The organism is Polyangium sp. 15x6 (genome assembly GCF_029960785.1).
GTDB lineage: Bacteria > Myxococcota_A > Polyangia > Polyangiales > Polyangiaceae > Polyangium.
The window spans coordinates 78,341-102,037 of record NZ_JASBQE010000011.1 but is presented as its reverse complement, the minus strand read 5'-3'; the positions used below and the strand labels follow the sequence as shown (position 1 = coordinate 102,037).

General features: G+C 68.8%; 17 protein-coding genes. 9 read left to right on the top strand and 8 right to left on the bottom strand.

What is annotated here, in order from left to right:
* The first annotated feature begins 46 nt into the window (after positions 1-46).
* From QHF83_RS11085 to QHF83_RS11075, 3 genes are read left to right on the top strand one after another with little or no spacing between them, the layout of a single operon-like run.
* Positions 47-973 carry a LysR family transcriptional regulator gene (locus tag QHF83_RS11085; protein WP_282417754.1) on the top strand — a complete coding sequence of 309 codons (927 nt, stop codon included), beginning with the start codon at positions 47-49 and terminating at the stop codon, positions 971-973.
* A gap of 5 nt (positions 974-978) precedes the next feature.
* Positions 979-1,380: a hypothetical protein gene (locus QHF83_RS11080; protein ID WP_282417753.1), complete on the top strand. Its 402-nt coding sequence runs from the start codon at positions 979-981 to the stop codon at positions 1,378-1,380.
* On the top strand, positions 1,377-1,571 hold the full coding sequence (locus QHF83_RS11075; RefSeq protein ID WP_282417752.1) for a hypothetical protein: 195 nt from the start codon (positions 1,377-1,379) through the stop codon (positions 1,569-1,571). Before QHF83_RS11080 ends, QHF83_RS11075 begins: the two co-directional genes overlap by 4 nt.
* 5 nt (positions 1,572-1,576) lie before the next feature.
* Here the strand turns inward: QHF83_RS11075 and QHF83_RS11070 are convergent, their stop codons facing one another.
* On the bottom strand, positions 1,577-2,449 hold the full coding sequence (locus QHF83_RS11070) for a radical SAM protein (protein WP_282417751.1): 873 nt from the start codon (positions 2,447-2,449) through the stop codon (positions 1,577-1,579).
* A gap of 159 nt (positions 2,450-2,608) precedes the next feature.
* Between QHF83_RS11070 and QHF83_RS11065 the strand changes: the two genes are divergently transcribed.
* Entirely contained in the window at positions 2,609-3,523 is a 915-nt protein-coding gene (locus QHF83_RS11065) for an EamA family transporter (protein WP_282417750.1), read from the top strand.
* Positions 3,524-3,529: 6 nt separating this feature from the next.
* Here QHF83_RS11065 and QHF83_RS11060 read toward each other — a convergent pair whose 3' ends face one another.
* Together QHF83_RS11060 and QHF83_RS11055 are read right to left on the bottom strand one after the other, a co-directional pair.
* Positions 3,530-4,795 carry a sigma-54 dependent transcriptional regulator gene (locus QHF83_RS11060; protein ID WP_282417749.1) on the bottom strand — a complete coding sequence of 422 codons (1,266 nt, stop codon included), beginning with the start codon at positions 4,793-4,795 and terminating at the stop codon, positions 3,530-3,532.
* Complete coding sequence (locus tag QHF83_RS11055) at positions 4,792-6,129, bottom strand: ATP-binding protein (protein ID WP_282417748.1); 1,338 nt, start codon at positions 6,127-6,129, stop codon at positions 4,792-4,794. Before QHF83_RS11055 ends, QHF83_RS11060 begins: the two co-directional genes overlap by 4 nt.
* Before the next feature lie 170 nt (positions 6,130-6,299).
* Between QHF83_RS11055 and QHF83_RS11050 the strand changes: the two genes are divergently transcribed.
* The 3 genes from QHF83_RS11050 to QHF83_RS11040 are packed head-to-tail and all read left to right on the top strand — an operon-like array spanning position 6,300 to position 11,937.
* Positions 6,300-7,616, top strand: a complete 1,317-nt coding sequence (locus QHF83_RS11050) for a TolC family protein (protein WP_282417747.1) — start codon at positions 6,300-6,302, stop codon at positions 7,614-7,616.
* Positions 7,613-8,875, top strand: coding sequence for an efflux RND transporter periplasmic adaptor subunit (locus tag QHF83_RS11045; RefSeq protein WP_282417746.1), 1,263 nt, complete (start codon positions 7,613-7,615; stop codon positions 8,873-8,875). Before QHF83_RS11050 ends, QHF83_RS11045 begins: the two co-directional genes overlap by 4 nt.
* On the top strand, positions 8,872-11,937 hold the full coding sequence (locus QHF83_RS11040) for an efflux RND transporter permease subunit (protein WP_282417745.1): 3,066 nt from the start codon (positions 8,872-8,874) through the stop codon (positions 11,935-11,937). The genes QHF83_RS11045 and QHF83_RS11040 overlap by 4 nt, the downstream gene beginning before the upstream one ends.
* On the opposite strand, the gene QHF83_RS11035 is transcribed toward QHF83_RS11040, so the two are convergent.
* Positions 11,929-12,837 (bottom strand): STAS domain-containing protein, encoded by a 909-nt coding sequence (locus QHF83_RS11035; protein ID WP_282417744.1) that lies wholly within the window; start codon positions 12,835-12,837, stop codon positions 11,929-11,931. The genes QHF83_RS11040 and QHF83_RS11035 overlap by 9 nt on opposite strands.
* 512 nt (positions 12,838-13,349) lie before the next feature.
* On the opposite strand from QHF83_RS11035, the gene QHF83_RS11030 reads away from it, so the two are divergent.
* On the top strand, positions 13,350-16,424 hold the full coding sequence (locus tag QHF83_RS11030) for a PEP/pyruvate-binding domain-containing protein (protein WP_282417743.1): 3,075 nt from the start codon (positions 13,350-13,352) through the stop codon (positions 16,422-16,424).
* A gap of 245 nt (positions 16,425-16,669) precedes the next feature.
* On the opposite strand, the gene QHF83_RS11025 is transcribed toward QHF83_RS11030, so the two are convergent.
* The 3 genes from QHF83_RS11025 to QHF83_RS11015 all read right to left on the bottom strand — a co-directional run bounded on the left by QHF83_RS11025 (position 16,670) and on the right by QHF83_RS11015 (position 20,180).
* Complete coding sequence (locus QHF83_RS11025) at positions 16,670-18,133, bottom strand: VCBS repeat-containing protein (protein ID WP_282417742.1); 1,464 nt, start codon at positions 18,131-18,133, stop codon at positions 16,670-16,672.
* A 140-nt stretch (positions 18,134-18,273) separates the two neighbouring features.
* Positions 18,274-18,693, bottom strand: a complete 420-nt coding sequence (locus QHF83_RS11020) for a LuxR C-terminal-related transcriptional regulator (RefSeq protein ID WP_282417741.1) — start codon at positions 18,691-18,693, stop codon at positions 18,274-18,276.
* A gap of 20 nt (positions 18,694-18,713) precedes the next feature.
* Positions 18,714-20,180 carry a hypothetical protein gene (locus QHF83_RS11015; protein WP_282417740.1) on the bottom strand — a complete coding sequence of 489 codons (1,467 nt, stop codon included), beginning with the start codon at positions 20,178-20,180 and terminating at the stop codon, positions 18,714-18,716.
* Positions 20,181-20,952: 772 nt separating this feature from the next.
* Here QHF83_RS11015 and QHF83_RS11010 point away from each other — a divergent pair.
* On the top strand, positions 20,953-22,410 hold the full coding sequence (locus QHF83_RS11010) for a methyl-accepting chemotaxis protein (RefSeq protein ID WP_282417739.1): 1,458 nt from the start codon (positions 20,953-20,955) through the stop codon (positions 22,408-22,410).
* 31 nt (positions 22,411-22,441) lie between these two features.
* Here the strand turns inward: QHF83_RS11010 and QHF83_RS11005 are convergent, their stop codons facing one another.
* Positions 22,442-23,689, bottom strand: a complete 1,248-nt coding sequence (locus QHF83_RS11005; RefSeq protein ID WP_282417738.1) for a hypothetical protein — start codon at positions 23,687-23,689, stop codon at positions 22,442-22,444.
* Positions 23,690-23,697 lie beyond the last annotated feature (8 nt).

Below are 23,697 nucleotides of genomic sequence, written 5' to 3'. Positions count from 1 at the left end.
CGAGTAGAGTCCACGATCGGAAAGGGCTCATGAGCCTGGTTCAACGATGAGACGAGAAGATTGGCCCGATCTCGCGGCCTTCGTGACGATCGCCGAGGAGCGCAGCTTCACGCGGGCCGCCGCGCGCCTCGGTGTCTCCACGTCGGCGTTGAGTCACGCGATGCGCGCCCTCGAGGATCGCCTCGGCGTGCGGCTCTTGAGCCGCACCACCCGCAGCGTCGCCCCGACGGCGGCCGGCGAGCGGCTCCTCGCGACGTTGAAGCCGGCCATGGACGACGTCGCGTCGGCGGTGGAGTCGCTCGACACGCTGCGCCGAGAGCCTGCCGGGCACGTGCGCCTGACGGTGCATTCGCTCGCCATGCAGTCGATCGCGCCGCGCTTGCCCGCGTTCGCCCGCGCCTATCCCGATGTCGTCGTCGACATCACGGTCGACAACACGCTGACCGACATCGTCGCGAACCGCTTCGACGCCGGCGTTCGTTATGGAGAGCTCGTCGACAAGGACATGATCTCCGTGCGCGTCGGCCCGGACGAGCGCGGCGCCGTCGTCGCTTCGCCCGCTTATTTCGAGCGATTTCCCCCGCCGAAGAAGCCCCAGGACATCGCCCGGCATCGCTGTCTCTGCGCGCGGATCTCGCCCTCGGGACCGATCTATCGCTGGGAGCTCGAGAAACGAGGGCGGCTCGTGCGTGTCGAGGCGTCGCCGGTCTTCATTACCAACGACGCGGACACGCTGCTCACGGCGGCGCTCGCGGGGATGGGCCTCGCCTACGTGATGGAGTCGTACGCATTGCCGCACCTGCATTCGGGCGCTCTCGTCCGAGTGCTCGAGGACTGGTGTCCGCCGTTCCCGGGAAGTTTCCTTTATTATCCGAGCCGCCGTCAGCTCACGCCGGCCCTGCGGGCGTTGATCGAGGCGCTCCGTCATCCCGCGCCGGCGGAGCCTCGCGGAGCTCGGCGGGTGGGGGTGTGACGACGATGAAGCGCCACGTTTGGTTTCTCCTGGCGATTGCTCCCCTCGTCGCGGTCCCCGCGGCGTTCACCACGGTCCTCGCCACGGGATCGCCCGTGCTCCGCGCCGCGATTCCAATCGAGGCGCATGCAAGGGATCACTGCACGTGGCACTGCCACAACCACGGCTGCTCCCACGCGCCACGCCTCCCGCGCGCGCTCGCGGGCGACGAAGGGCTGTACGGAAAGACGATCGCGGGGCTCAAGGCCGCGGGAAGGGCTGTCGTGCCGAGCGCGCCCCACGTGGGCTATGGCGTCGTGAACCTCGCGCTGTTCTGCGTCGCGTGGCCCGGGATCATGTACGCGCTTTATCTCCTCGTGCTGTCGCAGCGGCGCAAGATCCGCGCGCTCCGGCGGGGTGCGTCGTGACGGAAATCGGGTTCGCCATCTATGCCGCCTGCGTGGACTTCATGATCCGCGCGGCCGCGCTCGCGGGAGCGACGTACCGCGACGCGAATGCGTTCATGTTCTTCGTGCTGTGGCCCGCGGTGACGGTCGTGCTGCTCGTGGTCGTGGCATGGCAAGCCGTCGTGCTGCGGCGGCTCGAGCGTCGCCGGTGAAACGCTCAAAGCCCGCGTGTATGCTCGGGCCGGAGCTCGATCCGGCCCGAGAGCGCGGCGTCGATGACGTCGAGGATCCGCGCGCGATCCTGGGGGAGGCGTCCGCCGATGGGCAGGTAATTCGAGGCGTGGTTCGTCCGGAAAAGCGCCTTCGTGGGCGCGGCCTCGGCGACGAAGGTGCGCAGCTCGCGGAGCAGGCCGTGTACGTCCGGTAAAACGAATCGGCCGCGGCGCGAGAGTGTGGCGAGGGGTGTGTCGGGGACGACCGTCAGCGTGAGCGCCGCGAGGTACTCGGGATCCATCGCGGTCGCGAGGCGAGCCGAGGCGCTCGCGTGCTCGCCCGTGCGCTCGGTGCCGCCCGCGCCGAGGAGGAAGATCGCCGAGGTCTTCATGCCCGCGGCGCGGGCGCGGCGCGCGGCCTCGACGTGGTCGTCGAACGAGGAGCCCTTGGCAATCCGCTTGAGCACGAGGTCGTCGCCGGATTCGGGGCCGATGTAAAGCAGGGAAAGGCCTTGCTCGCGCAAGGCGCGGAGCTCGTCCGCGGTTTTCTCGAGCAGATTGGTCGCCATCGCGTAGCAGCTCACCTGCCGGAGGTTCGGAAAGGCGCGGCGGCAAGCGTCGAGAAGGGGGAGCCAATGGTCGAGGGGCATGACGAGGGCATCACCGTCGGCGACGAAGACCTTCTCCACGTGGTCGCCGAACGCCGCCCCCGCGGACGTGATGTCTTGCAGGGTCTCGGCGAGGTCGCGGATACGAAAGGCCTTGTCCCGGTACATGTCGCAGTACGTGCACTTGTTCCAGGAGCAGCCGATCGTGGCCTGCAAGATGTACGAGTGCGCCTCGCTGGGCGGACGGTAGAGCTTGCCTTCGTAGCGCATCGCCAGCGTGGAGCCTACACGAGCTGCGCGGAGGAGGCCAGCGGTCGGCCTACCGCCTCGCTGTGGGTGTGATATCGTGCCGGCCCTGACGCCTCCCGCCCCGCGACGGCGATCCCTTGCAGCACCAACCATCTGCGCCGCGGGCCGGGAACCGAGACGATGTCCTCCCGCAACGCCACCGCGACCGGCTTCTCGGCCATCCTCCTCTGGTCCCTGCTCGCCCTCTTCACGGCGGCTTCGGGCAAAGTCCCGCCATTCCAGCTCGCCGCCATGACGTTTCTCGTGGGCGGCCTCGCGGGTGTCGCCACCTGGATCCCGCGGCCGCACGCGATTCGATCGCTCAGGCAACCGCCCATCGTCTGGGCCCTCGGCACGGGCGGCCTCTTCGGGTATCACGCCCTTTATTTCGCGGCATTGCGCCTGGCACCGCCCGCCGAGTCCGGCCTCGTCAATTACCTCTGGCCCCTGCTCATCGTGCTCTTTTCCTCGTTCCTGCCCGGCGAACGATTGCGCGCGGCCCATATCGGCGGGGCGCTCGTCGGCTTCACCGGGATCCTCGTGCTTTTCCTCGGCCGTGGAGCCCTCGACGCCCGCGCCGAGCACCTGCCGGGGTATGCCTGCGCGTTCGCAGCAGCCTTCGTGTGGGCGGGTTATTCCGTCCTCTCGCGGCGCTTCGGCGAGGTCCCGACCGATGCCGTGGCGGGCTTCTGCCTCGCGACCTCCGCCCTGAGCTTCCTCGGTCATCTCGCATTCGAAACGACCGTTTGGCCCGAAAACATCACGCAATGGCTCGCGCTCCTGGCGCTCGGCATCGGTCCGGTCGGGATCGCGTTTTATGTGTGGGACATCGGCGTGAAGCGCGGGGACATCCGGCTGCTCGGGGTGGCGTCGTATGCCGCGCCGGTGCTATCGACCTCGATCCTCGTCCTCGCCGGCCACGCAGAGCCGAGCATCACGCTCGCCGTCTCCTGCGCGCTGATCGTCGTGGGCGCAATGGTTGCGACGCTCGGGACGAGGCGCCCCGATCCACATGCGAGCGGGAAGGGCACGGAGGCGAATCCCATCACTCCATAGCGCAGCCTATTTTCCCGACGGCGTCCCCGATCGCTTCTCCGAAAAACCGTGCTCCTCGAGCTTCGCGTAGAGCTGCGGGCGCGGAATGCCGAGGAGCTTGGCCGCCAGGGTGCGGTTGCCGTCGGCGCGCTGGAGCGCAGAGGCGAGCAGATCCCGCTCGAGGCGCGCCACGGCCTCGCGCAGCGGTAGGCCGAGGTAGCGGTTCATCGGCTCGGTCGGAGAGGCAGGGGTCGCGAGCTCGGGCGGGAGCGCGCCTTCGTCGATGACCTCGCCATGGCACATCTCCGCCGCCCGGCGGACCACGAGGAAGAGCTCGCGTACGTTGCCCGGCCAGTCGTGGCGCACGAGCGCGGCCATGGCTTCCTCGGAGATCGCGCGCGCCCGCGTCCCCACGATCGCCCGCGAGACGAGCAGCGGCACGTCGCTCCGGCGCTCGCGCAGCGGCGGAACCGCGATTTCGAGGACCGCGAGCTGATAATAGAGCTCGGCAATCAGCGGAACCTCGAGCGAGCCCGGCGCGAGGCGCGCCAGCGTGACGACCCGGACCGGCGGGGACTCGGAGAGCCACGCGGCGAACGCGCCCTGCGCCGCCGGCGTGAGATCCCCGGCGCCGTCGACGAGGAGGGTCCCGCCCGCGCGCGCGCCCGCGAAGAGGCCTCGGAGCTCGGCGGCGTCCGTCGACGGATCGACGCGCACCACCACGAGCGGCTCGCTGGCGCGGCTCGAATACTCGTGGATCGCGCGGGCCACGAGCTCCTTGCCAGCGCCGGCCTCGCCCTTGACGAGCACCGGAGCCTGCGAACCTGCGGCGCGGCCGATGAGCTTCCAGACCGCGTGCATGGCCGCGCTCCGCCCCACGAGCGGCGTGCTCTCCGCGTGCGCCAGAGCGGCCGCCGGAGGCGCACGCCGCTGCTTGATGGCGCGCGCGACGGTGGCGACGAGCCGTTGCAGGTCAAAAGGTTTTGTCAGGTAGTCGAAGGCCCCGTCGCGCATCGCCTCGATGGTGCGTTCGCCGTCGTCGTACGCAGTGGCCACGATCACCGGTAGATCGCGGTGCTTGCCCGTCCGAAGCTCACGCAGCAGCTCGAGGCCGCTTCCGTCCTTGAGCCGGATGTCGACCAGGGCGCAGTCGAAGCTGTTCGGCTCCTCGAGCCGCGTGCGGGCTTCGGCCAGGCTCGCGGCGGCCACGGTCGTGTGACCCACGCGCGCCAGCGCTGTCGCGAGCCCGAGCCGGATGCCTTTTTCGTCGTCCACGATGAGCACCGTGCTCATGCCGCGCCTCCTTCGGCCGGAACCGAGAGCTCGAACCGCGTGACGCCGCCCTCGCGAAGGTACGAGAGGCGCCCGCCGCTCGCGACCGCGATGGCCCGCGACACCGCGAGGCCGAGCCCCGTGCCCTCGGGTTTGGTCGTGAAAAACGGCTCGAAGAGCTCCGGGATACGCTCCTCGGGCACGCCGGGGCCGTCGTCCTCGACCGTCAGCACCGACAATCCCTCGCGCCGCTCGATCCGCACGCGCACCTCGGCGCCCGTAGGCGACGCCTCGACCCCGTTCTTGACGAGGTTGTCCACGGCGCGCGCGCACGCATCGGGGTCGACGACGGCGCGCGCGCGGCCGGTCACGGCCAGGGTGACGCCGCGCTCCTTCGCCCAGGTCGCGAGCAGCTCGAGCCGCCTTTCGACCACGTCCCGGAGCTCCGTGTCCACGCGCCGTCCGATCCGGCGACCGCTGACGACGAGGAAATCCGTGAGCAGGCGATCGAGCCGCGTGATCTCCTCGTCCACCGCGTCGAGCTCCGCCACGACGTCGGCCGGCACGCCCTCCGAGGTGCGCGCCATGTCGACGCGCAGCTTGATCGACGCGAGCGGGTTTTTTACTTCGTGCGCGACGCCGGCGACGACCCGGCCGAGGGCGGCGAGGCGCTCCTTGCGGCCGAGCTCCTCGGCGAGGCGCTCGTGTTCGCGCTCGGCCGCCGCGAGGCTCGCCGCCAGGCTCGCCACGCCCTCGGCCACGCTCGACAGCTCGGCGATCGCGGGGCGCGGCACCTCGGCCGAGAGATCCTCCTCCAGCGCCGCGAGCGATCGCTTGAGCCCGCGCGCCCCGCGCGTGGCGGCGATCACGGTGCCGAGCGCGATCACGCCGAGCAGCACGGTCGCCGACGTGAGCAGGCCCGTGATGAGGCGCCAGTTGGCGACGAGCTTCGACATCGACACGGTGTACGCGGCCCAGATCAAGCGGCCGTCCGCGCGCCGCCGCGCCCCGAGGAAGAGCGTGCCCTCCTCGACGTCGAGTGATCCGACCTCGGCCCGATCCCGCTTTGCGACCGCCGCGAGCGTGGAGAGCGCCCGATCAACTTCGCTCGAGATGCCCGAGCGGATCGGGATCGGCCCTCCCGGGACGGCCGGATCCAAGGCCGTTCCGCCGCGCAGCCCGAGCAGCGTGAAGCGCGCGGGGCCGTCGCCTGCGTCGGCCTCCTCGGCCCAGCGCGCGAGCTCGCGTTGCACGAGATCGCGGCCTCGCTCGAGGCGCTGCTCGCTCGACATGCGGATGAGGCGGTTCACGGACACCACCGAGACCCCGAACACGAGCGAGGCCAGGATCGTCACCGCTCCGAGCAGCCACCTCAGCGAAACACGCGGGAGCCTCATCCAGCCCGCGAATGATGTCCCGAATCCTGACAGGTGTCATCGCCCGTGACGAAGCAGGGGCAGGGCTCGATCGGGCCGAGCCTCGGCCCTCGGAGAGGCGGTAGAGGGGGAGGGCGAGGAAACGCCTGATGACGGTCCGAAGGTCGTTCTTGCCCACGCTACTCGTCTCGCTTCTCTTGCTCTTCCCACGCGGCGCGCGCGCCGGATCACTCACGCTCGAACAGGCCGTCAAACAGGCGCTTTCGAACCACGAGCGCGCCGGCAAGGCGCCGCTCCGCGTGAAGGCCGCCGAAGGCCAGCTCGACCGCGCGCGCTCTTCGTTCCTGCCGAGCCTGGTCGCGGGCGCGAACGCGACGCTGCGCGGGACCGAGGATCGGATCGGCCGCCAGCTCTTCGGCACGGGCACGGTCACGTTGACGCAGCCCATCCTGAACCCCTCCGCGATCCCGCAGTACACGCAGGCGCGGCGCCAGCTCGCGGCCGAGCGCTGGGGCGCGGTCGAGGATCGGCGCAGCCTCGCCTTCGACACGGCGCGCGCGTTCCTCGTGGTGCTCACGCGCGAGCGCGTGCTCGAAGCCGCGACGCGCAGGCTCGAGCGGGCCCGCGCCAACCAGCAGAACGCCGACGCGCGCGCGCAGGCGGGCCTCGCGAGCACGAACGACGTGACACGCGCGCTGCTCGAGACCGCCGCAGCTGCCAGGGAGGTCGCGCAGGCCGAGGGCAACGTCGCCACCGCTTATCTCGAGCTCGGCTTCCTCGTGGGCAGCCCCGTCACGGGGCCGCTCTCGGCGCCGGATCGCACGACGCGCGCCGCGGAGAGCGGAGGCGTGCGTGGCGAGGACGAGGTCCGGCAGGCCGAGGCGCGAAGGCCGGATCTCCGCGCCGCCGAGGAGCGCACCGCGGCCCTCCGCGCGTCGGCCCAGGAGCCTCTGTATCGCCTCGCGCCCACGCTCACGCTCTCGGCGCAGGTGCGCTTCAACCCCGCGCCCGCGCCGCCCGACACGACCCACGACGAGACGCTGCAACTGAACCTCACGTGGCCCATCTTCGACGCGGGCGCGCGCTACGGCGATCGCAAGACGCGCGTCGCGCAGGCCGAGAGCCAGGCCCTCGACGAGCGGCAGATCCGCCGCTCCGTGGCGACCGACATCGGCATCGCGCGGGCCACGCTCAAGGCCGCGCGCGATAGCTACCGCATCGCCGAGGAGGCCGTCGCGGCCGCGCGGAAGAACACGACCGAGACCGAGATCCTCTACCAGCAGGGGCTCGCGCGGGCGATCGAGCTCGTCGACGCGAACGCCCGCCGCTTCGAGGCCGAGGTCGCCCTCGCCACGGCGAAGCTCGCGATGGAGCAGGCCTACCTGGAGCTGCGCTTCGCGCTCGGCCAAGGACCCACCGACGACGACACCGAACGTTCCGCCGCGACGAACGGAGGTGCGCAATGAAGCTCGCGCGTGTGCTCTTCCTCCTTTGCTTGCCCCTCGCCGTGTCCTGCAAAGGCAAGCCGACCGAAGGCGGCGCCGCCGGCGGAAGCAAGCCGGGCCGCGAGGGCGGCGGGGGCCTCGCGTTCGCCGTCGACGTCATGCCCGTCGAGGCCAAGAAGGTCACCTACACGGTGAACGCGCCGGGCACGATCGAGGCGTTCGAGCGGGTCCAGGTCACGGCGCGCGTGGCCGGCGTCGTCGATCGCGTGGCCTTCACCGAGGGCCAGGAGGTCAAGAAAGGCGACGTCCTCGTCGTCATCGACTCGGAGCGCTACCTGCTCGCGGTGAACGGCGCCAAGGCGGCGCTCGCGAAGACCGAGGCCGCGGTCCGCGACATGGAGGCCATGGTGGCGCGTCGCGAAGGCGCGAGCGGCATGAACCCCGGCCTCATCCCGGGCGAGGAGCTCGACAGTTACAAGAGCAAGGTCCTCACCGCCAAGGCCGATCGCGACATCGCCTTCCAGGCGCTCCGCACGGCGCAGCTCAACCTCCGCGACTCGTCCGTGCGCGCGCCCATGGCCGGTGCCATCCAGACGCGCACCGTCGAGACGGGCCAGTACGTACAGGCGGGCTACGTCATGGCCACGCTCCTCCAGAGCGAACCGCTCCTCCTGCGCTTCCAGGTCGAGCCGCTCGAAGCGCCGCGCCTGAAGGTCGGCACGACCGCGACGTTCACGATGCGCGAGACGCTGCGGAAGTTCTCCGCGAAGATCACGCTCATCGCGGCGGCCGCCGATCCGACGACGCACATGGTCCCGGTCACGGGCGAGGTCGACGACGACGGCCACAAGTACTGGCTGCGCCCCGGCTCGTTCTGCGACGTCACCGTCGACATCGGCGGTCAGCGCGAGGCCGTCACGATCCCGCGTCTCGCCGCGCGCGCCACCGATCACGGCTACGTCGCGTACGTCGTGGAGAACGGCGTCGCCAAGGAGCGCGTGCTCTCGCTCGGGATGAGCACGCAGGACGGCTGGGTCGAGGTCCGCTCCGGCCTCGCGGCGGGCGACGTCCTCGTCGTGCGGGGCGCCGAGGCGCTGAACGACGGCGCCAAGGTCAAAGCCACGACCATCACACCAGAAGCGCTCCTCACGGCCACCGCCCCGAGCGCCAAGCCGACGGCTTCGAGCGCGCCGCCTCCGGCCGATCCTGCATCGGGCGAGCCTGCACCGAGCCCGCCCCCGACGCCGACCGGATCGGCCAGCGCGGGGGTGCGGCCGTGAACCTCACCGACGTCTCCATCAAGAACCCCGTCTTCGCCTGGATGCTCATGGCGTGCACGATCCTCTTCGGGATCGTCGCGGCCACGCGCATCGGCATCAGCCAGTTCCCGGACGTCGACTACCCCAACATCAGCGTCAACCTCTCCTGGCCTGGCGCCTCGCCCTCGGCCGTCGAGCGCGAGATCATCGAGCCGCTCGAACAGGCCCTCGCGCAGGTCGAGGGCGTCAAGGAGATCTCGTCCCAGTCGCGCCAGGGCTCGGCGCGGATCACGGCGAGCTTCGACATCTCGCGCAACGTCGACCTCGCGCTCCAGGACGTGCAGGCCAAGGTCGCGCAGGCCCAGCGGCAGCTCCCGCGCGACGTGCCTGCGGCCACCGTCTCCAAGTCGAACCCCGACGACACACCGATCGTCACCGTCGGCGTCTCCGGCCCGTTCTCGCGCCAGCTCCTCGCCGACGTCGCGCGTTACCAGGTCCAGGAGAAACTCCAGACCGTGCCGGGCGTCGGTCAGATCACGCTGAACGGCTACCTCGATCGCAACATCCGCATCTGGCTCGACACGAGCCGGCTCGCGGAGAAGGGCGTCGTCGCGAGCGACGTCATCGACGGCATTCGCCGCGAGCACGTCGAGGTCCCCGGCGGCCAGCTCGAAGCGGGCGGCCGGCAGCTCAACGTCCGCCTCCTCGGCGAGGCGCTCGACGTCGAGGCGCTGCGCAAGCTCGTGGTGCGGCACGTGAACAACACGCCCGTTTACCTCGAGGACGTCGCCGTCGTGGAGGACGGCTTCGAGGACGTGAACTCCGTCGCGCGGCTCGACGGCATCCCTTTGCAGGCGCTCGGCGTGCTCAAGCAACGCGGCACGAACGCCGTCGCCGTGGCGAGCGCGGTGCGCGAAAAAGTCGCGGAGATCCAGCGCAGCCTGCCCGAGGGCATGAAGGTCGAGGTCCTCTTCGACACCACGACGTTCATCGAGGAGTCCGTGCACGAGATCGAGATCGAGCTCGGCCTCGCGCTCGTCCTCACGGCGCTCGTCTGCTGGCTCTTCCTCGGCTCGCTCTCCAGCACCGTCAACGTGATCCTCGCGATCCCGATGTCGCTGCTCGGCACCGTGGCGGTCGTCTACTTCCTCGGCTTCACGCTGAACACGTTCACCCTGCTCGGCCTCTCGCTCGCCGTCGGCCTCGTCGTCGACGACGCGGTGATGGTCATGGAGAACATCTACCGGCACGCCGAGATGGGGAAGGCGCGCGCCACGGCCGCCGCCGACGGCACGAAGGAGATCACGTTTGCCGCGCTCGCGGCCACGGTCGCCGTCATCGCGATCTTCCTCCCGGTCGTGTTCATGGACGGCGTCATCGGCCGCTTCTTCTTCCAGTTCGGCGTGACGCTCTCGGTCGCCGTGATGCTCTCGTACTTCGAGGCGATCACGCTCGCGCCCGCCCGCTGCGCGCAGATCCTCGACACCTCGCGCGAGGGGCGGAGCGCCGTCGGCAAGGCCATGGATCGCGGCTTCTCCGCGCTGGAACGTGGCTATGGCCGCGTCCTCGGCATGGCGCTCCGGAACCCCTGGAAGGTGCTGCTCAGCGCGGTGGTCCTCTTCGGCGTCACGGCGTTCGTCGTCCCGCGGCTCGGCACCGAGTTCGTCCCCGCGCAGGATCAGAGCCGCCTCGACGTCCGCATCCAGACGGAGACCGGGACCAGCGTCCAGGCCGCGGCGCCGCTCTTGCAAACAGCCGAGCAAAAGCTCGCGGCCCGGCCCGAGGTCACGCGCATCCTCACGACGCTCTCCGCTTCGCGCGGCGTGATGAGCTTGACCCTCGTCCCGCCGAACCAGCGCAAGCTCTCCGCGCAGGAGGTCGCGGCCGAAATCCGGCGCGATCTGCGCGGGATCGCCGGCATCCGCGCGTCCGTGCAGGATCCCTCGCAGCAGAGCTTCGGCGCGCAGCGAGGGTATCCGGTGGACTTCACGGTGCGCGGCGCGGACTGGGACACGCTCGTCACGGCCGCGATGCAGCTGAAGAACGACCTCGAAAAGAGCGGCGTCGTGACGGACCTGACGACCGACTACCAGATCGGCGCGCCCGAGGTGCAGATCGTGCCGGATCGCCGCCGCGCCACGGATCTCGGCGTCCCGGTGAGCGACCTGGCGAACACGGTGAGCGCGCTCGTCGGCGGCAACATCGTCGGCAAGTTCTCCACCGGGGGCCGCCGCGTCGACATCCGCGTGCGCCTCCTCGCCACGCAACGCTCGCGCCCCGAGGATCTCGGCGAGATCCGGGTGCGGGCGCAGAATGGGACCACGATCCCGCTGTCGCTCGTCGTCTCGCAGAACGAGACGGCGGTGCTGCAATCGATCAACCGCGTCGATCGGGAGCGGGCGATCCGGATCTCGGGCAACGTGGCGCCGGGGCATTCGCAGATCGAGGCCATGAACATGGTCAAGGATCTCTCGAAATCGCTGCCACTCGGCTACCGGACCGTGGCCGGCGGACAGGCGTCGCAGTTCGACGAGACCACGGGCGGCCTCGTCTTCGCGCTCGTGATCGGGATCCTCGTCGCGTACATGGTGCTCGCGAGCCAGTTCAATTCCTTCCTGCACCCGGTCACGGTGCTCACGATCCTGCCCTTGGCGCTCTCCGGCGCGGCGCTCGGTCTGCTCGTCACGGGGAAGACGCTGAACATCTTCAGCATGATCGGCGTGCTCCTGCTGATGGGGATCGTCAAGAAAAACTCGATCCTGCTCGTGGAATACGCGAATCAATTGCGCGAGCACGAGGGGTTGTCCGCGCACGAGGCGATGCGCAAGGCGGGGCCGCTCCGGCTGCGGCCGATCCTGATGACCACGATTGCGACGATGATGGCCGCCGTGCCGGCCGTGCTAGGCATCGGGCCGGGAACGGAGACGCGGAGCCCGATGGCGGTGGTGGTGCTCGGCGGGCTCACGGTGTCGACGCTGCTCAGCTTGCTCGTGGTGCCGGCGTTCTATCGTGTCGCCGACGACATCAAGGAGAAGCTGCGCCCGAAAGCCGCGCCGGCCGAGGCGAGACAAACATCAGGTTGAACGCGTGAAACCAAAGCGATCGTGCTCGCCGAGGCCTCGAACGGCCAGGGCGAGCCCGTCGCGGAGCGTCGCGAGCGTGCGCACGCGTGACAGATCGAGCCCGAGCGAAAGGATCGTCTGCGCGACGACGGGCCGGATCCCGGTGATGATCCCCTCGGCGCCGAGCAAGCGAACCGCGCCGAGGATCTTCAAAATGTGGCCCGCGGTCGCGGTATCCACCACGTCGACGCCGGTGAGGTCGAGAATGGCGAAGCGGGCTTGTGTATCCGATACCGCGGCGAGAAGATCCTCCGTCACGCGCGCGGCGCGGCGGCTGTCGACGACGCCGACCATCGGCACCGTCAGCACGCGATCCCATACCTGGATGATCGGGGTCTCGAGGTTCCGGATGACGTCCTGCTGGCGTTCGATGAGCGCGAGCTTGGCGGTGAGCTCGGCCTTCGTCCGCATGGACTCCGTGACGTCCAGCGAAAGCGTGACGACCCCCGTCACACGCCCCTCGCCGTCATATGTCGGCGTATGCCAACTTTCCCACACGATCCCATACGACTCCGTGATCTCGTGGGCCGGAGCGCCGGAGAGGGCTTTTCGGAGCCCTGTGGCGCCCTTGTCCTCGAGAACGGCAAAAGCGTTTTGACCGAGGAACTGGCCCCGCCGGTGCCCGACCCGATCGATCGCCTTGCCGTCGTGGAACGTGAAGATGCCTTTTGCATCCACGGCCCACACGACGATATCGAGGTGATCGAGCAGAACGCGGAGCACCTGCGCCATCTCGAGCCTGTGAATGGGCCCCATGGAAGGCGGCGCCTCGTCGGGGACGGCCCTTTGGAGGCGCGCTTCGAGCTCCGCCACACGCGCCCGCAACGCCTTGCACTCCAGCTCCAGATCGTGCTGTGACACCGGGTCTCCCATCCGCGATCCGCTGGTCGCCCGCCGACCATGGCCATCCGCGCGGAATGGGATATTTCAGCATATTCGCGTAAACGTGGTTTGACGCCCGTGTTAAGGATCGTGAAGGACGATGAAAATCACGTGGCGCAGCTTCCACGGCGACAGACCTCGGCTTTTGCGGCATCCGATATCCCCGACGTATTGCCCCGAGCGGCGAAGGTCGTACACACGACGAGGCAACTTCCTTGCGCGACGAGAAGGGCGTGGCGGGTGGCCTTCATGTGCAGCCGCGCGCCTGCGACGTGCGCGGTCAGGCGGGCCGGGGCAGGGAAGGTGCCATAACCCAGCATGGCAGGCTCCTTGTACCAGCCGACGCCTCGCCTGCCCAGGGCGCCCCGAGCAGGAATTCCGCGCTGATCCACTCTGTGCCACGCCTGGCGTCGGTGCCGCGCCTCCCGATGCGCGGCGCCCCGCGCGTGTCGAAAATTCTCCGGGGCACGGCCATTGCTCGTCCGCCCGGCATGAAACGTAGCGTTCTGCGGCGCGCCGCAATCTTGCTCCTCGCGCTCTCGAGCACCTCGGCGCTCTGGGCCTGTGGCGATAACGGTGGTCAACCGAACCCCGGCTCTGGCGGCGGAGACCAGGGCGGCGGAGATCAGGGCGGCGGTGGCCAGGGCGGCGGGGACCAGGGCGGCGGCGGCCAGGGCGGGACCGGCGGGTTCGAGTGGCCCGTCGACACCTATCCCATTCCGATCACCCCGTCCGATGCCTGGAAAAACCAGATCTCGTACCCCTACGAGCCCTTCCTCTCGGAGCCCAATTACAGCAGCATGGATGGCGGCGTCCGGTGGATCAAGTTCACCGTCCTGATGCACGACCCGACGAAGGTGTATTACCAGGACAGCTTTTCGTACCCCTTCCATGCGCCCTTCGCGGTCGAGCGCCTCGATCCGTTCTTCGGCATGTCGATCGCCGAATTCAACGACGTCTCGCTGCACGCCGAAGGCCAGAAAGCCATCCTCGGCGCCGTGCTCATCCCGCCCGATCCGGTGCGCTTCCCCGAATACGGCATCCAGCTCGTCCGGCAGGATGCCTACGACCCCGAGATGGCGCGCGTCGTCCTCGATCTCGTGAAAAAGAGCGTGGTGGCGGAGACGGGCGTTCAGCCGTTTTATTTCCCCACGTACGAGCAGAACGCCTCCGCGCAGGAGAACCAGGGCTTCTTCGCCAATGCGGGCTTCCCCGTGAGCAGCGTCGATCGATGGATCGGGGGCAGCCAATGTTATTCCGCGGGCTGGGCGCTCGGCAAACTCCGCTACGTGCCCGCCGATCAGATCGAGGCCGCCTACACGAACGGGACGCTGAAATCGGAGGACATCCTCCTCACCGATGCAATCCCCGCGGAGCTGCCTTATCTCGCGGGGATCGTCTCCCTCTCGCCGTCGACGCCCAATGCGCACACCGCCATCCTCGCGACCTCGTTCGGCATCCCGTTCGTGTACCTCGGGAGCGAGGCGGAGCGCGAGCACGCCAAGGCCCTCGACGGCAAGGAGATCATCCTGCGCGCGAAGAACCAGTACGCCCGCTGCGACGCCGGGCTCTTCGACGTGGACGGCGCGCTCACGGCCGCCGATCGTGACGCGCTGCTCGCGCAGAAAAAGCCGGATCCCCTGGCCTTCTCGCCCAAGCAGACGCTCGGCGCCATCGTCGCGAACACGAACGATCTCGGCCCGGCCGACATCATTCATTTCGGCGGCAAGGCGGCCAATTACGGCCTCCTCCGCGACGTGATCCCCGACGATTCGCAGGAGGCCCTCGCGTTCTCGTTCGATCTATGGGACGGCTTCCTCGATCAGACCATGCCGGGCGGTAAAACGCTGCGCCAGGAAATCGGCGAGCGGCTCGCGAGTTACCAGTACCCGCCGAACCTCGCCGCCCTCAAGGTCGATCTGGCCGCCATTCGCGCCCGGATCGAGGACGACGCGACCTTCTCGGATGCCCAGCGGCAAGCGGTCATCGCCGCGCTCGCCTCGTTCGATCCGGCGCGCAAGATCCGCTTCCGCAGCTCGACCAACGTCGAGGACAGCGACGCATTCACGGGCGCGGGGCTCTACGACAGCGCGAGCGGCTGCCTCGCCGACGACACCGACGCCGACGCCACCGGCCCGAGCCATTGCGACGCGGGCCAGAGCGGCGAGCGCGGCGTGTTCCGCGCGCTCCAGAAGGTCTACGCGAGCTTCTACAACGACAACGCCTTCATCGCGCGCCTGCTCTACGGCGTGAAGGAGAGCGACGTCGGCATGGGCGTGCTCGTCCATTACTCCTATCCGGACGAGGACGAGATCGCGAACGGCGTGGCCACGAACGTGCGCCGCACCGACCCGATCGACGACATGAAAATCGTATCGCAGATCGGCGCGCTCAGCGTGACGAACCCCGAGGGCGGCGCGCTCCCCGAGGTCGTCCACGGCTTCCGATACCAGTGGGGCACCTCGTTCGATACCGTCTCCGGATCGAGCCTCGTGCCGCTCGGAGGCCACGTCATGGAGTGGAAGAGCGATTACGAGAAGCTCGGCGCGCTCCTTGGCAAGGTGGCGGATCGGTTCGCCGAGGTCCATCCCGGCAAGCAGACGTTCGCGCTCGATTACGAGTACAAGAAGATGAAGCCGAGCGGGGCGCTGCTCATCAAGCAGGTGCGCGAGCTGCCGCTGCCTGACGACAAAGCCTCGCTCACGCCCTTCCTCGTCCCCGAGCAACGCATGCTCTGCACGTTCCAGGGCGAGCAGAGCGACGTCTTCGCCCTCCATCGGCTGAAGGCCCGCGCGTCGCTCCGGGCGCGGACGGGGTTCGTCGACGCGGCGAGCCTCGCGGCCGAGACCTTTTATGACGGTGTGACCTTCGCACACCTCTCGGCCAATGGCGTGGAAACCCTCACGGGCAACCCGGGGACGTGGCCCTCCGCCACGCACAGCTTCATGACAGACCAGACGCTCGATCTCTTCACGTCGGGCAGCGGCGCGGACGCGCGGACCTTCGAGATCATGACGAACCCCGTGCCCACGCTGCTCTCGCCGTCCGACGGCCCGATCCTCGCGCTCCGCGACATGGAGGTCCATCTCGCGGCGGAGTATGCGACGCCGGTCCCGTATCTCGACTGGGATGGCAGCCCGGCGAAGCGCATCCGGGACGAGGCCGTGCGCCTCACCGAGTGCACGGACGAAGGGCCGCTCCCGGTGGGCTCGTCGATGCAGACACGGACGATCGAGGCGGGCAGCGTGAAGATCGTGACGAAGTTCTATTGGCCGGCCCCGCCCACGGGCGTCGTCGCCGGATACACCGCCCCGCTCCTGCGCTGGGAGGAGACGCAAATCGAGGGCCTCACAGCCGCACCCATCGTGCTCAAGGGGCATTATTCGCAGACGTACCGGCCGCAGCACCACAACTTCGCCGAGGATTTCCTCTTCGAGCCGGCCCTCGAGGAGGGCTTGCCCCCGGAGGTACTCACCGAGCTCGCGGCAAAGGGCGTCCGGCAGATTTACGTGCTCGGTACGACCATCGGCACCATCGACCCGGCCGGGCAGATGAAGCAGCTCTGAACCGGCCCTCGCGCGTTGGGGCCGCCGCGCTGGGGCGTTGCCCCAGGCCCCACCAGGGGTTGTCCACCCCTGGACCCGGACCAGCGCAAGCGCTGGACCCTTGGTCGATGAACTGCGCGATGCGCAGTTCATCGAACAGGCCGAGGCAAGACCGGCGACGACCCTGCCAACCAAGACCGCCGTGACTGGCAGCCCCCGCGGGGTCCGGGGCAGCGCCCCGGCGAAGCGCCTCCCAGAGAGAGAGGCTACAGGTTGAACGGGTAGCCGAATCGCTGGATCAGCCGCAGCCGTGGTGTGCGGTCGTTGATCGGCCAACACGTGCCGGCCGTGAGCCTCGGGAAGTCGATGGTTCCCCAGTACTGGTTGGCCGTCCATCCCCATGCGTTGCTGAACAGGTTGACCGTCCACAGCGTCGGTGCATTGAAGGACCATCCGCTGGACAGTGAGCACTGGATTCCGAGGCTACTTCGCCCGCAGAGATCCGCTTTGCCGTCGGCGTTGACATCAGGGAACTGGATCGTGTTGGCGTGGTAGTCGTGATGCCATTGGTTCGCATCGCTGTACATCGTGTCCCACTGGCTGGTGCCCGCGAACTTGGTGCCATCCGAGAGCCCGCAGCGGACGCCGCTGCTGGAGCGACCGCAAACGTCCGCCATCCCGTCTCCGTTGAGGTCCGGAAACTGGATCGTGCCCCATCGGGACGGGGTGGTGTACCATTCGCCGGTATCCGTGAAGTCACCGCTCCAGGAAGACAAGGCGCCGAAGCCCAATCCCGTCGACAATGCGCACTTGATGCCGTCGGTGAGGCGACCGCAGACGTCCGCCCTGCCGTCGCCGTTCACGTCTGGAAACTGAATCGTCGCCCAGAAGTCCACGTGGTCGGTCCAGCTCGAGTTGTTGCCGAACTCCGTCGACCAGAGCAAGTTCCAGCCGAATTGCGTCGAGCCGTTCGAGATGGCGCATCGGATGCCTGTCGTATCGCGGCCGCAGACGTCGGCCCGACCGTCGCCATCGACATCGGGGTACTGGATCGTGCCCCATCGGCTGGGGTCCGTGTGCCACTGCCGCGCGTTCGAATAGTCGGTGGACCACAAGGACAGCGCGCCAAAGCCCGAACCGTTCGAGACAGCGCACGCGATGCCCCCCAAGGCTCGCGCGCAGACGTCTGCCTTCCCGTCACCCGTGATGTCCACGAATCGGAGCGTCGCCCAGATGTTGTCCGCCGATCCCCACAGGTTCGCGTCTGTCCATTGCGAGCCCCAGATCGTCGCTGTTCCGAAGCCGGTCGCACTGCCGAGCGCGCAGGAGATCCCGCTCGCTCCCCGACCGCATACGTCGTCCCGGCCGTCGCCGCTCACGTCTGCGAACTCGATGGTCGCCCATTTGGAGCCGTTCGACCACTCGGGCTGCGCGAACACGGATGCGCCACCCAGGAACGGGCCGAATGCGCTCACGCCGTCGGATGCCGAGCAGCCGGCCCCCGTCGTCGTGTGAGCGCAGATGCCGACCGTCGCGGGCGTGCAAAACCCGTTGTTGGACGTCTCGTGTGATGTCGTCTCGAAACCAAGGGCGCCATTCGGATCGGTGCTGAGACCCTCGGACGAGGTCATGTCCGCGAGGTCGTCTGGCACGGCAGACCCGCAGGCCGTGACGAGGCTCAGGAGAAGAGCCGGAATGATCCTGGTCTGGTGAAATTCGATGGCTCGCATGTCATTCGCTCCCTGCAGAATGGAACGGCTCTCTTCGACGCTCGAGGGCGCCGGCGCTGCATCGAGGAGTCACGCGCGGTGCGCCCGACGAGGGCCACGTCGACGTCACCACCAGCGCTGGGCAGGATCCATGGTCATTTCTATTTCCGTCGATGAAAGCCGGGGGCCGAGAGCTCGGCGCGCGAGGAGACGCCGAGCTTTCGATAGACGCTCGCGAGCTGATTGGCCACGGTGCGCGTGGAGCATCGACGCCCAGCCGCGATACGCGCGTTCGACATGCCGCGCGCGGCCATCGACGCAACGTCGCATTCGCTCGGCGTCAGCGACGCGGCGTCTGGAGAGGCCGCCTCGGCGGCCCCGATCATGACGCGCGACGCGAAGATCGAGAACTCCGAGACCTCCGCGTCTCGGAGCGTCAGGTAGCGATCGACGAGCTCCGTCCGAGACCTCACGCCGAGCTTCATGCGAATCGAACGGATGTGCGTCGCGACCGTGCCCTCGGGTATGCCCAGCTCGTATGCGATGAGCTTGTTCGAGTGCCCGTTCGCCACATGATGCATGATCGGACGTTCCGCTTCGGTCAGCGCGCGTGGGTCGGGGGACGACGGCGCGTTCGGCATGGCGAGGACGAAGCGCTTGCCATCGGTATCGAAGCTGTCGATGAGCGACCAGCGGCCCGAGGTGAGCGCCGTCCACGCGTCGAGCGCCGCGAACGGGTCCTCCCGTCGCTGCCGCCCGCGCGCACGATCGATCGCGATTGCCGCACGTCGAAGGGCCTCGCGCGCAGCGCTCGCGGCCCCGCGCACATGCAGTACCTTGCCGTCGGGCGCGAGCACGGCGTCGGCTCCTTCGGCCACGAGCTTCGCCGCCGATCGCTGACGATGTCGGGGGTACCGCTCGGCATGAGGGAGACGCTATCAGAGGCGTCGACACGGAAATCGGTACGATCGCCGTTTCCGAGCGAGACCCTCTGCCCGCCATTTTCCACCCACGAGCTACGCCATTGCCATACGACGGCGATGACACCCTCGACGCCAAAATTGGGGCTTTCGAGGCCGCCGACCGCCAGCCGACCGTCCGGCAGCGAGATGACGCCCTGACGATCCGCCATGATGCTGAGCTTTCCGGCCTTGTCGAGCTGAATGCGGGCCGCGCCGTCCTTCCCGAAACTCGTGTCGAGCTTGCCCGTCGTGTCCATGCGCGAGAGCACCGCCGAGCCCGTGTTCGGAACCCCATTGCCATCCGGGTCCATCGAGACCGTCCCGCCCAGGACGAGCTTCCCGTCCGGCTGGAGCGCCATCCACTTCGAGTGCGCGTTCTCGCCGGAGCTCTTCGGTATGCTCGCCCCGCCGACGCCGTTGAATCCGAAGCTCTGATCCATGACGCCGGTATCCAGGATGCGCGCAACCAGGAAATTGCTCGCGAGCACCAAGGCGCGCCCTTGCTCGTCGAGCATGAGCTGCCTGATATCCGAGAGTTGTGTTCCTGTCGTCGTGACGATGCCCTTGTCACCGTAGCTCTCGTCCACCGTGCCATCGGCGGCGAAGCGCGCGACCGCTGGCCGTAGGCCCGACGTCGCGCCGACCAGGATCTTGCCGTCCTTCTGGAGCGCGACCTCCTTTCCCCACGCGTCAATGGGAAACGCCGAGATCACGGTGCCTCCGACCCCGAACGTCGTGTCGATCGCGCCCGTCGGCGTGAGCTTCCTCAGGATGATTTGCGGAGGATTTACGCCGGTGGTGCCGACGAGGAACACGGAGTCGTCGGGCGCGACGGTCGCATTGAACTCCTTCGGCATACCCACCAGCGCCGCGGTCGCGTCGAACGTGGGGTCGATCTCGAACTTCGCGTCCAGGCGCTTCAGCACCACGTCCAACATCGAGTTGAAGCCGCGGCCGAGCCACTTTCCGGCGCCCGCCGGCAGGAACTGCTCGTAGTTCCCCTTGAACTGCGTCGCGTCGATGCTCGGATCGAGCGTGCCGTCGGGCATGAAGCGCATCAAATAGGGGCGCATGTGCGCGCCAAACCCCGTCTCGTCGGCGAACAAGCGCACATCGTCCGTAGACGTCGGGGCCCTGTAATAGCCGTTCTCACCGAACGACGTGTCCACCGATCCGGGGGACGCCGGCGTGACGCTGCCTCCCCCGCTCCCGCCACCCCCGCTCCCGCCACTCCCGCCAGTCCCACCACTCCCACCGGCGCTCATGCTGCTGCTGCTTCCGGAGCCGCCTTCGCCGCCGGAGCCTTCACCCGGGTTCGGCTGCGAGGAGCAGGCCGTCGCCAGGATGAGGAAACAGGGAATCCATGCGTAAGCAATCGATCGCATCAAAGCCGCTCCATTCTCTATGTGCCGACATGGGTGGAAATGTTCCAAGCGAGGGCCGGCGCGCCTTGCGAGGCGCGTGCCAGTTCCACAGGCGGGTGGAAATCCAGACGCGTTCCTCCATGTCGAGCCGGGGCCCAAGGTGCCAACCACTTCGGGGAGGGGGAGCGTGAACGGAAGCGGACAAGGACGCGTGAACGGGAGCGGAGGCGGAGGCGGAGGCGGCGCGGGCGGGGCTGGCGGCACGCGCTCGACCCTCGACCTTGTACCGTCGGTGATACTGGGCCAGGCGGAGCCGTCTCCGCGCCGCGGGTGTGACCGAATTCGATGGGATACCCATTCGCATCGTCGACGGATAGGCGCGCGAGCGGACGCGGCGGCAGACACGGACCTCGCGCTCGTCTGTCCTTTCTGGAACGACGATGGAGCGGCCCCGTCTCGCGACACAGCCCTGGATCCAGGCACGCCCTTGCGGTAGTTGGTATCTCGGGTGACCATGGCGCAAGGTTTTTTTCGAGGCAGGATCGGCCGCCTGCTCGGGCTCCTTCTTTTCCTCACTGCAATCGTGGGTGGCGTCGGAGCGTGGAACATCCACGAGGTATCGAGCGAGCTCTCGGCGCTCTCCGCCCAGAATCTGCAGGCATCCCTACACCTCTCTGGCGCCGAGCGTAATTTGTGGGAGCTGCGCTTCGCGCTCCCCAATTACATGCTCGGGGACATCGCCAGCCGCGAAGAAATCGCCGCTGCGAGCGAGCTGCGAATCGCGCGAACCACGGAGCACCTCGACGCTTATGCGGCGCTGCCGCTCTCGGCCGAGGAGCGAGCGCTCGTCGACGCGTGGCGTCGCGCGTTCGCCGCTTATACCCGCGCGCGACCCGGCTACTTCGAGCTCATCGACGCGGGCAAGCTCGACGAGGCCAAGGTCTACCGCGCGAAAGAGACGAACCCGCCCGCGGCGCAAGCCGTCCTCACCCTCTCGAAGCTCATCGAGGCCCAGGAGACGCTCGCCAACGAGCGGGTCACGCGCGCCGAGACCGCCGCGACCGCGGCCATTGGGGGCACGATCGCCCTCGTCGTCGCCGCGCTCGGCCTGGGTTTCTTTCTCAGCCGCGCGCTTGCGCGCGAAATCGGCGAGGTGCTGCGCGGCCTCGGGCGCTCGTCGACCGATCTGGAGGCGAACGCCCTGGGGCTCTTGAACGGCGCGCGCGAGCTGTCCTCCGCGGCCACCGAGATCAGCTCCACGCTCCAAGCGCTGCTCACGGCGTCCAGGCAAATCGCCGAATCGACGCGGGGCGTCGCCGCCATCGCCACGGAGACCGGCGCGAGCGCCCGCAACGGCGACGAGGTCGTCAAGCGCGCCCAAGAGAGCTTCGCCGTCATGCGCGCCAGGGTCGACGAGATCGTCAAGCGCATGGGCTCGCTCGGCCAAAGCTCCCAGGAAATCGTCGGTATCGTCGACATCATCAACGAGCTCAGCGAACAGACGCACATCCTATCGGTCAACGCGGCCATCGAGGCCGCCAATACGGGCGAGGTGGGGCTGCGCTTCGGTACGGTCGCCAAAGAGATCCGCAACCTGGCGAGCCGCGTGAGCACCTCGGCCCGCGGCATCCGGCAGTTGACGGACACGGTCCGCGATGCGACCACCCAGACGACGAAAGCGACGAGCGAGGGCACGAAAGCCGTCGCCGCGATCGTCGCCGAATTCGGCCATGTCCTCGATTCCTTCGAGCGCATCCACGGGCAGGTCAGCGCCACGACCATGGCGACGCGCGAAATCGAAGCCAGCACGAAGCACCAGACGACGGCCGTGGCGCAGGTCAATGCCTCGATGACGGAGCTCGCGCGATCCGCAAAGGACACAGAGCAGAGCTCCCAGGAGTTGTCGCAGACCTGCGCAGAGCTGCGGCAAATCGCGACCCGCCTCGCCGATCTGACCGGCGCCGCGCGATGAAGCGCGCCGGCGTGTGCCCGCGTTGTTCCATTCAAGGCGCGCCGCAGTGCGCGACAGGCACCAGATAGCCGCCCACGTAGCAGACGCGCGACGCGAGCCGCGCGGCCAGGTCCGGGTGCGAAGGCGGCCGCACGAAGTTCGTGTCGCAGCTAGCCGCGCCGAAATGCTGAAAACCCCTTTCGGGGACCACGGCGGGATGGCCCGGCTCGAACGTTCGCAGCGACGGGACCTCGAACGCCGAGAATCCATAATCGAAGACGCACACGCGCGGCGGATCCGAGCCGAACGAGAGCGGATACGCGTGCGACATGGGGCTCATGGGGGGGCTCGTCGCCTTCACGGCACCCGTGTCCAGGTCGAGGAGCTGGACCACGGCGCGCGGCCACTCGCTGGTGGCTCCCGGGGCATACGCGATGCGCGCGACGTACCGCCCATCGGGGCTGATCGCGGGCACATAGTCCTCCGCTCCGCCCCGCGGAAGGGGCCTGTGCGCCCCGCTCGTCAGGTTCCAGCGGCCGACGCGGGTGCTGAGCCACTTGCCGTCCGCCGTGATCGCGGCGTCCCTGAAGCCGTCGGAGGAGCATTCCGGGCGATCGGCCGAATCCTCCGCCGTGCGTTTCGTCGCGGGCGTGGCCAGGGTGCGAAGGACCTCCTCCGTCTCGAGGCCCACCTCGCGGAGCCGGCAGTCCTCACCGAGCACATAGGCGCGGCGACCGTCCGGATGCACCGAGACGAGCGCCCCAGGCAGCTTGGCCGAGCGCCTGCGCGTGGGATCGAACAGGCCGAGCTGCGCGCTCTCGCTCGTCACGAAGTACGAGCCATCCAGCGCCAGCGGGCCGCGCTTCAGCAGCATCCCCGGGAGATACGCGAATGGCTCGCCGGTCTCGATGTCGAAGAACCACGCGCCGCTCCGCAGCCGCTCCGTGAAACCGGCGTGCATCCGTCCCCTCACGACGACGCCATCCCCGGCGTCGCCGAGCCCCGGCGCCTTGGCCCGGCCGAGCGAGAGGAGCTCCTTCACCAGCGCCTCGAACGCCGCGGCCGCCGCTTCCGTGTCGCCGCGAGCACGCCTGTCGTACGCGTCCGCGACCCGCAAGGCGAGCTCCTCCTCGGTCGGCGGAGGGCGGAGGGCCGCGGAGGCGGGCGCCGCCGTCTCCTGCACCCGCACGGGCGCCGCGCTTTTCGCAAGACGCACCGGCGCGGCACCCGGCGCCGCGGGGGGCGCGCGGCACGCTGTCGTTGCGGCGATCGCGAGGGCGAGCACGCCATGTTTGTTCATCCTGGCGC

Excerpts from the sequence above, each read along its gene's own strand:
- QHF83_RS11065 (WP_282417750.1), top strand. The coding sequence starts at position 2,609 with ATGTCCTCCCGCAACGCCACCGCGACCGGCTTCTCGGCCATCCTCCTC.
- QHF83_RS11085 (WP_282417754.1), top strand. The coding sequence starts at position 47 with ATGAGACGAGAAGATTGGCCCGATCTCGCGGCCTTCGTGACGATCGCC.
- QHF83_RS11045 (WP_282417746.1), top strand. The coding sequence starts at position 7,613 with ATGAAGCTCGCGCGTGTGCTCTTCCTCCTTTGCTTGCCCCTCGCCGTG.
- QHF83_RS11080 (WP_282417753.1), top strand. The coding sequence starts at position 979 with ATGAAGCGCCACGTTTGGTTTCTCCTGGCGATTGCTCCCCTCGTCGCG.
- QHF83_RS11030 (WP_282417743.1), top strand. The coding sequence starts at position 13,350 with ATGAAACGTAGCGTTCTGCGGCGCGCCGCAATCTTGCTCCTCGCGCTC.
- QHF83_RS11070 (WP_282417751.1), bottom strand. The coding sequence starts at position 2,449 with ATGCGCTACGAAGGCAAGCTCTACCGTCCGCCCAGCGAGGCGCACTCG.
- QHF83_RS11010 (WP_282417739.1), top strand. The coding sequence starts at position 20,953 with ATGGCGCAAGGTTTTTTTCGAGGCAGGATCGGCCGCCTGCTCGGGCTC.
- QHF83_RS11020 (WP_282417741.1), bottom strand. The coding sequence starts at position 18,693 with ATGCATCATGTGGCGAACGGGCACTCGAACAAGCTCATCGCATACGAG.
- QHF83_RS11060 (WP_282417749.1), bottom strand. The coding sequence starts at position 4,795 with ATGAGCACGGTGCTCATCGTGGACGACGAAAAAGGCATCCGGCTCGGG.
- QHF83_RS11025 (WP_282417742.1), bottom strand. The coding sequence starts at position 18,133 with ATGCGAGCCATCGAATTTCACCAGACCAGGATCATTCCGGCTCTTCTC.
- QHF83_RS11050 (WP_282417747.1), top strand. The coding sequence starts at position 6,300 with ATGACGGTCCGAAGGTCGTTCTTGCCCACGCTACTCGTCTCGCTTCTC.
- QHF83_RS11005 (WP_282417738.1), bottom strand. The coding sequence starts at position 23,689 with ATGAACAAACATGGCGTGCTCGCCCTCGCGATCGCCGCAACGACAGCG.